This window comes from Virgibacillus sp. M23, from assembly GCF_034190895.1.
GTDB lineage: Bacteria > Bacillota > Bacilli > Bacillales > Amphibacillaceae > Virgibacillus > Virgibacillus salarius.
The window spans coordinates 38,279-50,379 of record NZ_JAWDHA010000027.1 but is presented as its reverse complement, the minus strand read 5'-3'; the positions used below and the strand labels follow the sequence as shown (position 1 = coordinate 50,379).

Sequence of the window (12,101 nt, the reverse complement as noted above, 5' to 3'; positions counted from 1 at the left end):
GGAAAGGGAAGTGGGCAGCCGGAGTGGTGGTCAAGCAAGCAGTAGCTATTATTCCATAATAGCTACTATAGGAAGCGTAGATCTGAGCATTTAGTGATAAGGACTGAGCGAATTTTGCTCAGTTTTTCTTAAACTGGTTTTGAAAAAAGGGTCTGGGACGAAGTTAAGAGAGTTAACCCAAAAGTCGAACGATAAAACAAATATTACTATAAAGCTCAGTAAAAAAATACGTTAACTCCATGAAAAAAGAGAAACGCTTTTTCTACGTACAATGTATTGCTGCGGAAGCCTTTCTTATCCTGGGAGATGTAAAGGTGGTTACTCGATAGATAATTATTTTAAAATTTTTGTAAAAGTAGTACTGCATAGATGGTAATTTTGATATTCTTTACAGAAAGGGGGATGGAGATGAAGAAGAAAACAACCCTTAGCTGGGTCCTTTATGATTTTGGGAATTCTGCTTTTGCAACTACAATTATGGCTGCAGTTTTACCCGTTTTTTATTACGACGTAGCAGCTGTTGGTGTTGATGAGAATCTTGCAGCAAGTTTTTGGGGATATTCGCAGTCAATTGCTGTATTAATTGTGGCAATCCTAGCACCTATTCTAGGAGCTATAAGTGATTATTCTGCAGCTAAGAAAAAGTTTTTACGATTTTTTGCCTACATGGGTATGCTAGCAAGTATTTTACTTGCTTTTGTAGGCGAAGGTGATTACCTTTTTGCCTCGTTTTTGTTAATTATTGGAACAATTGGATTTTCTGGTGGTAATGTATTCTATGATGCATTCTTACCAGAAATAGCAGAAGAACAGGAAATTGATAAAGTATCATCAGCAGGTTTCGCATGGGGTTACATAGGTGGGGGAATATTATTAGCTATTAATATTCTCATGATATTAAAGTTCGATTGGTTTGGACTACCTAATGCTACCGTTGCAAGCCAAGTTTCTTTTGCTTCCGTAGGTTTATGGTGGTTTCTATTTTCACTTCCGCTATTTAGAAATATTAAAGAAGAGAAAAAGAAGGTTGTGAAGCGGGAAAAGTCTTATGCAGTAATTGGATTTTCCAGAGTAGCTTCTACGTTTAAAGACCTAAAGCATTATAAGCAATTATTACTTTTTTTACTTGCATTTTGGATGTATAACGATGGGATATCCACCATTATTAAAATGGCAACAATATACGGTAGAGACATAGGTATTGATGGAAACAGTTTAATTGCAGCACTTTTAATTACACAGTTTGTAGGTATACCATTTACATTTTTCTTTGGGTGGTTAGCGAAGAAAATAAGTGCTAAAAAAGCATTAACGCTTTCATTATACGTCTACATGGGGATTGTAGTATTAGGTTATTTTATGACTTCGGCGATCCACTTTTACCTACTTGCTATTTGTGTTGGTATGGTACAAGGTGGAGCACAATCACTTAGTAGATCCATTTTTGGCAGAATGGTCCCTGATAATAAACATGCTGAATTCTTCGGGTTCTACGGAATTTCTTCTAAATTTGCAGCAATCTTCGGCCCTTTCCTATTTGCCTTTGTTGGGCAACTTACAGGTTCAAGTCGAATAGGAATCATTTCGTTAGTTATATTTTTTATTGGCGGAATTATTCTTCTTAAATTTGTCAATATAGAAAAAGGTATGGAAGATGCAAAAAGATTAACCAATGACGCTGAAAAGGTAAAAGTTATCACAAAGTAAGTGAAAAAGGGTGAGACAAAAGTGTGTTAATTAAAGAATAAAAAGAATAAAACGAACAATTTGAAATGATGGTCATGAACGAACCCGGTTCACAAATATACTGCGTTTTCCGCCGGCGGCTGGTGAGTTTCCGAGTGCTGTCACACTGTGGGACTCACCGATGCATTTCCTACCACAGGCGGAGGAGTCTTCAAAATGAACCGTTTTCGTTATATCTCAGCCTTGTGTACATACTTTAAGGAGATATTGCTAACAAGTTACGAAAACGGAGGTATATTTAAAGGACCACTGGATTCGATAGCTATACCAGCTTTTAATGTGATTTGGGCGCTTATTTTTAAGCACTATTCTTAGACAATCGGTTCACAATATCTATTTTCTAATTCTAAATGTAATGGCTCGCCTGTATCATAAGAAATATTGCCAATCTTTTCAGTTAACAAGGTTACATATTTGAAATCATTTGTTTTCCAATAATCATATACAAGGGTTAAGATATCAATACCTTCCATTCTTGCTTGCCGGTATAGATCAAGAAAGCTTTGGTTGCTCGGCTTTTTTGTAGCTGGGTGATACCAAGTTTTTTGATTCAAATTAAGATAATCTGTATTTTCCTTGATAGGCTGATGTGAAAAAGGGGATATAAAAGATTTTAAAATTGTATTCTTCCACCCATGAGGATCAGATAATACCTTTAAAGCTAACTTCATATGGCGATAAGATTTATGAATATATGATGACGAATGGCGATTTAGCTCAGGAAAGTGCTTTTCAATCGTGTTATACAAAAGCAAGCTAATGTTTCTATCCAGAGACATACCGACATCTATTTCTTTATAAACTGGTGCTTTCCATGTTTTTAAATTATGATATTTTTCCATCATTATGGTGTCAATCAGAACTTCAAGCTTTTGATGTTTATTTTCTTCATACCCAGCTCGATAATGGATATATGGATGAGTATTTCTATCCAAGATATGATGAGTGACAAATCCGAAAACATACGCTTTTGCTTTTGCATTCATTTTTCCAGCTTCCATTAGCAAGTCAATGAGAAAGTCCCCACAATGCCTTGTATGAAGAGCATTTCCGATATTCTGTATATGCTCCTTCTTCATTCCTGGCCAGAAATTATAATAGAAAAAAGGGTCTGGACCCTGTGCACCAAGTTTCATATATGCTTCGTAATTAGAAAATGGATAAGTTTGGGTTACAGCATCTGCCACGTCCTCACAAAAGAGTATATGTGTCCATATATTTGGCATAACGAAATCCTCCTTTATGTAATGTTTTAGAAGACTTCTGTTCTGCTTTCGAAATCGTTTTAGATATGATGAATGAAAAACTATGTCTTCCCACACTTTAACTATCGTTTCCTATCTTACATATTATAAAAGAAAAGCTAGATGGATTGGAACCATAAACGCGTACAATTTTGTGTCAGTGTACAAAAAGAACAAGTAAATTTGTCAACTTGGTTGAAAATCCGTACATTCTATATATTTTCATCTGTCAATTTTCTGATACAATAGAAGGAGGTTATATGAATGAATGTACATAGGGAGGAAAGCGTAATGGATTATCGTATAGAAAAAGATACAATAGGTGAAATTCAAGTATCTGCTGATAAATATTGGGGTGCTCAAACACAACGAAGTAAGCAAAATTTCCCAATTGGTAATGAAAAAATGCCGACGGAAATAATTAAAGCGTTTGCTATTTTGAAAAAGAGTGCTGCCCATGCAAATATGGAATTAGGTTTATTAGATGAAAAAAAAGCGGAAGCAATCAATTTTGCAGCAGAACAAATTATTAGTGGGGAAATTAGTGAGCACTTTCCTTTAGTTGTTTGGCAAACAGGTAGTGGAACACAATCTAATATGAATGTAAATGAAGTTATTGCCTATGTCGGCAATAAGTGGTTAAGTGAGCAGAAAAGTGAGTTAACATTGCACCCGAATGATGATGTTAATAAATCACAAAGCTCCAATGATACGTATCCTACAGCAATGCATATTGCGTCTGTTATGAAATTGGAAGATACGGTGTTACCAGCTATTAAGACATTGAAAGATACCTTCCGCTCAAAAATGGAAACCTACAAGGATATTGTTAAAATCGGGCGTACCCATTTACAAGATGCTACACCATTAACATTGGGACAGGAAATTAGTGGTTGGCATCGTATGCTAGAAAAATCAGAAGCTATGATTAAAGAAAGTGTTCAGCATATCAAGGAGCTTGCTATTGGTGGTACTGCTGTTGGGACAGGCTTAAATGCTCATCCTGAGTTCTCTGAACGTGTTTGTGCAGCAATTAATACCTATACAGGTAAAAATTTTGTTTCTGCACCAAATAAATTCCATGCATTAACAAGTCATGACGAAACGGTATATGCGCATGGAGCTTTAAAAGGATTAGCGGCGGATATGATGAAAATTGCAAATGATGTTCGGTGGCTTGCAAGTGGACCTCGTTGTGGAATTGGCGAGATCACTATACCGGCAAATGAACCTGGAAGCTCGATTATGCCTGGAAAAGTAAATCCAACACAAAGTGAAGCAGTTACAATGGTAGTAGCTCAGGTAATGGGAAATGATGCAACGATTGGTTTTGCTGCAAGTCAAGGTAATTTTGAGTTGAATGTGTTTAAGCCAGTTATTGCTTATAATTTCCTTCAATCTTGTCAAATTCTATCAGATAGTATACTTTCATTTGATGAGCGCTGTGCCAAGGGAATCGAACCAAATTTGGAGCAAATCGATAAAAATCTAAAAGATTCATTAATGCTAGTGACAGCACTTAACCCACATATCGGTTATGAGAATGCAGCAAAAATTGCTAAAAAAGCATTTAAGGACAATGCTACATTAAAAGAAACAGCTGTTGAATTAGGGTTGCTTACTGAAGAAGAATTTGATCAATATGTGAATCCGAAAGAAATGACGTATCCAAAATAAAATGCATACTGTTTCATCAGCAACCTTTAGGCTGCCGAGAAAAATTTTCTCGGCAGCTATTTTTATCTATGAAAAATTATTATGTTAATTATATGCTTGCCAACAAATCTACAATTTACCAGTGAAAACTTATGATAAGTTTTTTGTAATCTGCTCACACTATGATTACAGGAGGTGATAAACATGGCTAACAACAGTTCAAACCAATTAGTTGTTCCTGGAGTACAACAAGCTCTTGATCAAATGAAATATGAAATTGCTCAAGAATTTGGTGTGACTTTAGGTCCTGATTCTACTTCTCGTTCAAACGGGTCAGTTGGTGGAGAAATCACTAAAAGACTTGTTCAAACTGCTCAACAACAACTAGGACCAAAAGCTTAATAATAATGGTGGAAAAGACGGGGAAGCCAATTGGCTTCCCCGCAATTTTAGTATATATAAAATTTAACGAATACGAAGCTCTGTTTCAATGTCAAAAAAGTGGGCTTTGTTCATATCAAAGGCAAGCTCAATATTTTCGCCAACATTTATATCTGTACGAGAATCGATACGTGCAATGAAATCCTGCTCTCCTATTTTAGAATAGAGGTACGTCTCAGCACCCATCAAATCAGCCACTTCAATGTTAGCTGTTATTTTAGTGTTTGGTGATGATTCAATAAATACTGGTTCATCGTGGATATCTTCTGGACGGATACCTAAAGTGATTTCTTTATCTTCGTAACCTTGGTCTCGTAATATTTTAAGCTTTCCTTCAGGTATTTCTATTTTCGTTTCTCCGACTTCCACAGTATTTCCATTTAGTTTTCCAGTGAAGAAGTTCATAGATGGAGATCCAATGAATCCACCGACAAAAACATTATCAGGGTTATCATAAACATCTTTAGGAGCTCCTATTTGTTGGATAATTCCATCCTTCATTACAACAAGGCGTGTTGCCATAGTCATCGCTTCTGTCTGGTCATGGGTTACGTAGATGGTTGTTGTTTGCAGTCTTTGATGGAGCTTTTGAATCTCTGCACGCATTTGTACACGTAATTTAGCATCTAAGTTTGATAATGGTTCGTCCATTAAGAACACCTTGGCATCACGGACAATTGCACGACCAAGTGCTACACGTTGACGTTGCCCACCTGATAATGCTTTTGGTTTACGATCTAAATAAGCTTCAAGGCCGAGAATATTTGCAGCATTCTTAACACGTTTCTCAATTTCATCCTTCTTGAATTTACGTAATTTTAAACCGAAAGCCATATTATCGTATACATTCATATGTGGATATAATGCATAGTTTTGGAACACCATAGCAATATCCCGATCTTTTGGAGCCACATCATTCATTTTTTTATCATCGATGTATAATTCACCATCGGTTATCTCTTCAAGACCAGCAATCATTCGTAAGGTTGTAGATTTACCACAACCAGAAGGTCCAACAAAAACAATAAATTCTTTATCTTGAATATGTAGGTTAAAGTCGTCTACGGCAATCGTCTTTTTATCGTACGATTTTTGAATGTGCTCTAAACGAAGTTCTGCCATTCCTCTATTCCTCCTTTATTTTTGTAAGCGTTTAATTAGTTATAGTATAAAAAAAGCCTGGACAAATAGAAACAGCAAACATGCACAAAGATATTAATCTTCTTTGTGCATATTTGCTAGTAATGCTAAATATACAGTTGTGGCTTGGTGAAATTGCCGAATATCGATACCAGTCTTTTCAATAAATTTATCCAACCGATATTGCAGGCTGTTTCGATGCATATATAACTCCTTCGCAGCAACAGAAACATTTAAATTACATTGAAGGAAGGTGTGAATAGTCTGTAATAAGTCGGTGTCATCGGTGAATTCCTGTAGAATCGTTTCAGCGATATATTCTCTGAATGCTTGATCTGAGAAGCCAACCAGAATGTGAGGAATTGCTTCTTTGTAGCTTATTACCGATTTATCTGTATAGGTTAATATCCTATTAGCATAGGTTAACAAGCTCTTATACTGATGCTTAGCATCTTTATAATTCTTGGAATATGGACCAACAAAGAAGTGAATATTAACGTATAAATCACTCATTAATATATCAATAATCTGTTCGTAAGATATACTCTCCTCTGCTATGATGGGCTTCTCTTCGATAAGAATACCTTCATGTTCGTTTTCCCATATGATGGGAACGGAATAGTCGAACAATGTTTGTATTGACTCTTTAAATACTCCCGGATTTATCTGGTTTTTATTCATAGAAAAGTAAACAAAGCGATAGGGAGAAGTAATTGAAGTAGGAGCTTCCGTGAAATTTTGATCAATGATTTGCTTCCATACTTTTTCCTTTTTAGTGAGAGGTGGTCCTTGATACGGTGTTAAAAATGTACGCATTAATCGACCATCTTTTTCCGATAGTTCCTGCTTAGCAATGCCGATTTTTTCCCCATTATGTGTTAAAAACCATTGATAGGTTTCACTAACATAACCTTTTTCTTCACTATCGACAATAAGAGAAGGGAAAATATTTTTTAGTTGTTCAATCATTGGCAAACCCTCATTTTCTTCAGTGCTTTTTTTTATTATAACAGTCGAAAAATTATTTAAAAATAAATAATTGAATTGACTGCAAAATTTGAAACGCTATACACGACGTATTTCGTTTGTTATAGTAAATGAGAGTAAGAAATATGAAGGAGGATTTGTCTTGCCCAATATTTATGATAGTGCTTATGATTTAGAAAAAGCAATTCGAGAAAGTGAAGAATTTAAGAGCTTAAAAACTGCCTATGATGCAGTAATGAATGACCCATCTGCAAAGCAGATGTTTGATAATTTTCGTGATACTCAAATGGCCTTGCAAGAGAAACAAATGCAGGGACAAGAAATTACTGAAGAAGAAGTTGAAAAAGCAAGACAAGTTGTTGAATTAGTTCAGCAGCATCAAGATATATCTAAATTAATGGAAGAGGAGCAACGCCTTAATCTAGTTATTAATGATGTGAGCAGAATTATTACAAAACCTTTAGAAGAACTCTATGGTACATCAGAGGATAAAAACGAATAATAAGTTAAAAGCTGCATGTAGAGCGTAGAAAAAGTGTATTTTTCTACGCTCTTTGACGTTTATTAATTAAACTGTTAGCATCCAAGCTTTTAAAACGGTGAGCAAACATGAAACTCCTTTTACTGAAATTCCTTTCCATTTAAAAATTAAAGTAATATTGCTAAAAGCAGGATAATCGGTAGATATTAGCGAATGGTTACATATAGAAATCAGAAAGGGGTAAAGAAGATGGGAGACACGATTATATACGAAAGTAGAGATTGCATTTCATATATTTACTTCAACAGGGCAGCACGTTATAATGCACTAAATGAAGAAATGTTGGAAGAACTGTTACAAACTATAAAAGAAGTTGAAAAAAATGATGATGCAATTGTGATTCTTTCAGGAGAAGGAAATGCGTTTTGCTCTGGTGGAGATATTTCAATGATGAAGGGTTTTTCAGATAAATCGTACTTTGATAATATTATGGAAATGATTGAACAAATTGTATTGAAACTATATATGATGCCTAAAATTATTATTTCATCTATACATGGATCGGTAGCTGGATTGGGTTTAAGTATTGCTTTAACTGCTGACTTTGTTGTTGCACAGAAAGAGGCAAAATTAGGCATGCTATTTATTGGTGTAGGACTTGTACCTGATGGCGGTGGTCATTTTTGGTTACAGGAACGGCTTGGTACACAGCAAGCAAAGCAATTTATTTGGGGATTAAAACAAGTGGATGGGATAAAGGCAAAACAAATGGGGTTGGTTGACATTACAGCAGAGGATAAAGCGATGCCTCATGCGACTAAGTTGGCCAATCAACTATTAGAAACACCATTAGCTGCCATGCTGCAAACCAAAATGATATATCATTCCAAGCAAAAGGAAGTATTACGTTATTATTTAGAAGAAGAGAAGCAATCGCAATGGGAACTACGAAACACGGAAGATCATCAGGAGGGGGTTAAAGCCTTTTTGGAGAAACGAAAACCGGTATTTAAAGGGAAATAAGTACATGTTGAAACCGACTTTCTAGTTATAGAAAATCGGTTTCGTTGTGAAAACAGAGCTTATGGATCTTTGAAGAAAAAACGGCGGGAATTTATCGATGAAATAATATTAATTTAGCCTCTGGAGTAACACAGCGATGTGTATATTCAAGGTAACCTCCCTCTTCTAGTTTAGCTGTTCCAATTTCTTTTGCTTCATCATCACTAGCGGCGGTATATGTTTCATCCAATAGCTTTTCACCTGAACGGTTAAATACAGTTAGTGTATAGTTTCTCATAACATATGCTCCTCCTTGAAGTAACTTACTTATATATATTCGACAGGACTGCGTAAATTCCTTCATTAAAACCCCTTTTCTTTAACGTGTAAGTAGACTTGATAATTTAAAAGATTAGTATGTATACTGTGTGTAAATTTTACCTTATTATAAGGTGAAATAGCTAACTTTGAAAACATAGATCCGAGAAAAACGGGAGGATTAACGGTTACGTAGGGTGGATTTAGTATAAAAGTCACAAGTTTCCCGATGAGCAAATATTTTAAGAGAGAAAGGTGAAATTAAGTTTATTATTACTACTTGCGAAGATATTTGATTGAATTTTATATTTGATAGGGATGATAGGTGTTAAAGGAGGATTTCTCGCTAATCGAGCAGGACTCTGATATCTATTTGGTACAGAGTGTTATTCCACATATGGCATTAAGGTTCTTACTTGAAGCAATCATGTGAAACCAATATTGGGGGATAAACCAAACCCCCAATTGATTGAATTTTCACTATTACAAGAAACTAATCAACTTAAGGCAAGGCTTTAGGATAGCATGTAATATATATTTTCTCTTGGTTTATAGTCATGTTATTCGTAGGATGTTGCACATTACGTTTCTGCTTTCGTAGCAAAAGCTCAGGCTAAAATGAAACAATTAACCATTTGGATCGTAGTACAGATTAAAGAAAAGGGGGAAGGGTTTTAATGACGCTAAAAATAGAAGATGTGACAAAGCGATTTGGCTCACATACGGCTGTAGACGCACTTTCTTTAGAGATCCCTGAAAAGGAAATGTTCGGCTTCCTTGGGGGAAATGGTGCAGGTAAGACGACAACATTTCGAATGATATTAGGCTTATTAGATCGAACAGAAGGAAATATTTCTTGGAATGGTGAAGCCATACATTATGATAAAAGTCATTTAATAGGGTATCTCCCAGAAGAAAGAGGACTATATCCAAAGCTAACCGTTAAAGACCAGCTTATTTATTTAGGAAAGCTTCGTGGTATGAAAAAAATTGAAGTAGTAGATAAACTAACGGGATGGCTTGAACGATTCAAGATACCAGAATACATGAATAAGAAGGTGGAAGAGCTATCCAAAGGTAATCAGCAAAAAATTCAATTCATCTCATCCATCATTCATCAACCTAAATTAGTTATTTTAGATGAACCGTTTTCTGGACTTGATCCGGTCAATGTTGAAATGCTTAAAGAAGCAGTAATCGATTTAAAAGACAAGGGAACATCTATAGTATTTTCTTCTCATCGCATGGAGCATGTGGAAGAGCTATGTGAGCATCTCTGCATTCTTCATAAAGGAAAGCAGGTTGTTCAAGGGTCATTACAGGATATTAAACGCTCATATGGTAGGAAAAATTTAATTATTCATGCATCGTTTCCATTGGATTTTCTGCAAAGTTTTCCTGGAGTGGTGACCTATAAGAATGTAATGGAAGGTTGCCGCTTACAAATAGAAAGTGAAGCAATTTCGCAGGATATATTTCAAGCGCTGCAAGGAAAAGGATTTATTCGTAAATTTGAATTAGAAGAACCTTCGTTAAATGATATTTTCATAGAGAAAGTGGGTGCGTCTTATGAATAAGTTCTGGATTATCCTTGGACACACATATATGACTCGAATTAAAACAAAGTCATTTATTATTACCACCTTACTTTCGTTACTATTAATTATTGGCCTGGTGAATATTCAGTCCATTATAGACATGTTCTCTAATGATAAAGCAGATCAGATAGTCGTTATCGATGATTCCAATGAACTTTTTGAACCGTTGAATGAGCTTGTAGAACAATCGAATGAAAAAGTTGAACTAACTTCCTATAATGGAACGGTAGAAGAAGCAAAGCAGGCAGTACAGAATGAGGAATATAAGGCATTTATAAATTTATCGATCAATAAAAAGCAATTACCCGAAGCGACCTATTATGCAAATAATGTATCGGAAACAGGAAATCAGCTGTTTATAGAGCAACAACTCCAGCAATTGAAGGTATCCTATGCGACGGAACAAGCAGAGATTGATGCAGCTACATTAGCGGAGATTAATGCCCCGGTATCCTTTCAAACAGTTGCACTAGATAAAACGGCAAAGACAGATGAAGAGTTAAATCAAGCACGGGGAATTGTTTATGTGATGATGTTCGTATTATATATGGCAGTCATCATGTATGGAAACATGATAGCTACTGACGTAGCGACAGAGAAATCGTCAAGGGTGATGGAAATTTTAATCTCAAGTGCGTCACCAGTCACTCATATGTTTGCTAAAATTATTGGAATCGCATTGTTGGGATTGACTCAAATTGGTTTACTGCTCGTAGTCGGTTATACACAAATTCGTTCAAAGCAAGATGAGCTTACGGAGGGAGTCTTCACGTATTTTGGAATTGGTGACATGTCTATATCTATTTACGTGTATGCCATTGTATTTTTTATCTTAGGGTATTTACTCTATGGAACCCTTGCAGCTATGCTTGGTTCATTGGTGAGTAGGATTGAAGATGCACAGCAGTTAATTATGCCGATGACTTTTTTAATCATGATTGCTTTCTTTATCGCAATCTATGGATTAAGTATGCCAGAGTCGAGTTTAGTACAAATTACATCGTTCATACCATTTTTCTCACCTATAATTATGTTTTTAAGAGTTGGAATGCTTGATATACCTGTTTGGGAGGTAGCTTTATCTATCGGTATACTTGTAGCCACGATAGTATTATTAGCATTACTAGGTGCAAAAGTTTATAAAGGCGGAGTGCTGATGTACGGTCGATCCAGCTCTTTAAAAGATTTTAAAAAGGCAATCGCGCTATCAAAAAAAGAATAAATGTTAATCGTTTGCCTATTGATAGACCTTTACTTGTAGAAAACCTTTACGTTTTCTACAAGTTTTTTTATAGTCCAGGAAATTATAAAATTAGCCCATGTGGATAAATATGGGCCTGTTGAGCCGCGTCCAGCTCCGGCGCCCAGAAACGAGGTAACTTCACGAATCGCCCTGACGATAAGTCATCATCGGCTCGCAAGCACACCGTGCTTCCTTAATCTCCGTTGACTCGCTTCAGTTGCTACGTTGCTAACAGGGCGGTTACG

The 12,101-nt window shown here is 35.8% G+C and carries 11 protein-coding genes; 7 read left to right on the top strand and 4 right to left on the bottom strand.

Features of this window, described 5'->3' with window-relative positions; all coding sequences use genetic code 11:
• Positions 1 to 408 precede the first annotated feature (408 nt).
• Positions 409 to 1,707 carry an MFS transporter gene (locus RVS70_RS12085; RefSeq protein WP_121604848.1) on the top strand — a complete coding sequence of 433 codons (1,299 nt, stop codon included), beginning with the start codon at positions 409 to 411 and terminating at the stop codon, positions 1,705 to 1,707.
• A 350-nt stretch (positions 1,708 to 2,057) separates the two neighbouring features.
• On the opposite strand, the gene RVS70_RS12080 is transcribed toward RVS70_RS12085, so the two are convergent.
• Entirely contained in the window at positions 2,058 to 2,972 is a 915-nt protein-coding gene (locus tag RVS70_RS12080; protein WP_166530598.1) for a zinc dependent phospholipase C family protein, read from the bottom strand.
• A gap of 309 nt (positions 2,973 to 3,281) precedes the next feature.
• On the opposite strand from RVS70_RS12080, the gene fumC reads away from it, so the two are divergent.
• The gene (gene fumC / locus RVS70_RS12075) at positions 3,282 to 4,667 is read left to right on the top strand and encodes a class II fumarate hydratase (protein WP_121605874.1); all 1,386 of its coding nucleotides are present in this window, start codon (positions 3,282 to 3,284) and stop codon (positions 4,665 to 4,667) included.
• Between the two features lie 183 nt (positions 4,668 to 4,850).
• Positions 4,851 to 5,048, top strand: a complete 198-nt coding sequence (locus RVS70_RS12070; protein ID WP_026680565.1) for an alpha/beta-type small acid-soluble spore protein — start codon at positions 4,851 to 4,853, stop codon at positions 5,046 to 5,048.
• A 63-nt stretch (positions 5,049 to 5,111) separates the two neighbouring features.
• On the opposite strand, the gene RVS70_RS12065 is transcribed toward RVS70_RS12070, so the two are convergent.
• Both RVS70_RS12065 and RVS70_RS12060 read right to left on the bottom strand, forming a co-directional pair.
• Positions 5,112 to 6,209, bottom strand: coding sequence for an ABC transporter ATP-binding protein (locus RVS70_RS12065; RefSeq protein ID WP_121604852.1), 1,098 nt, complete (start codon positions 6,207 to 6,209; stop codon positions 5,112 to 5,114).
• A gap of 93 nt (positions 6,210 to 6,302) precedes the next feature.
• Entirely contained in the window at positions 6,303 to 7,196 is an 894-nt protein-coding gene (locus RVS70_RS12060; RefSeq protein ID WP_026680567.1) for a PucR family transcriptional regulator, read from the bottom strand.
• 160 nt (positions 7,197 to 7,356) lie between these two features.
• On the opposite strand from RVS70_RS12060, the gene RVS70_RS12055 reads away from it, so the two are divergent.
• Positions 7,357 to 7,716: a YlbF family regulator gene (locus tag RVS70_RS12055; protein WP_026680568.1), complete on the top strand. Its 360-nt coding sequence runs from the start codon at positions 7,357 to 7,359 to the stop codon at positions 7,714 to 7,716.
• Between the two features lie 228 nt (positions 7,717 to 7,944).
• On the top strand, positions 7,945 to 8,718 hold the full coding sequence (locus tag RVS70_RS12050) for an enoyl-CoA hydratase (RefSeq protein ID WP_121604853.1): 774 nt from the start codon (positions 7,945 to 7,947) through the stop codon (positions 8,716 to 8,718).
• A gap of 91 nt (positions 8,719 to 8,809) precedes the next feature.
• Here the strand turns inward: RVS70_RS12050 and RVS70_RS12045 are convergent, their stop codons facing one another.
• A complete protein-coding gene (locus tag RVS70_RS12045; RefSeq protein WP_026680570.1) occupies positions 8,810 to 8,995 on the bottom strand; it encodes a YhzD family protein in 186 nt (61 codons plus the stop codon).
• 697 nt (positions 8,996 to 9,692) lie between these two features.
• Here RVS70_RS12045 and RVS70_RS12040 point away from each other — a divergent pair.
• Positions 9,693 to 10,592: an ABC transporter ATP-binding protein gene (locus tag RVS70_RS12040; protein ID WP_026680571.1), complete on the top strand. Its 900-nt coding sequence runs from the start codon at positions 9,693 to 9,695 to the stop codon at positions 10,590 to 10,592.
• On the top strand, positions 10,585 to 11,835 hold the full coding sequence (locus tag RVS70_RS12035; protein ID WP_026680572.1) for an ABC transporter permease: 1,251 nt from the start codon (positions 10,585 to 10,587) through the stop codon (positions 11,833 to 11,835). Before RVS70_RS12040 ends, RVS70_RS12035 begins: the two co-directional genes overlap by 8 nt.
• The last annotated feature ends 266 nt before the right edge of the window (positions 11,836 to 12,101 follow it).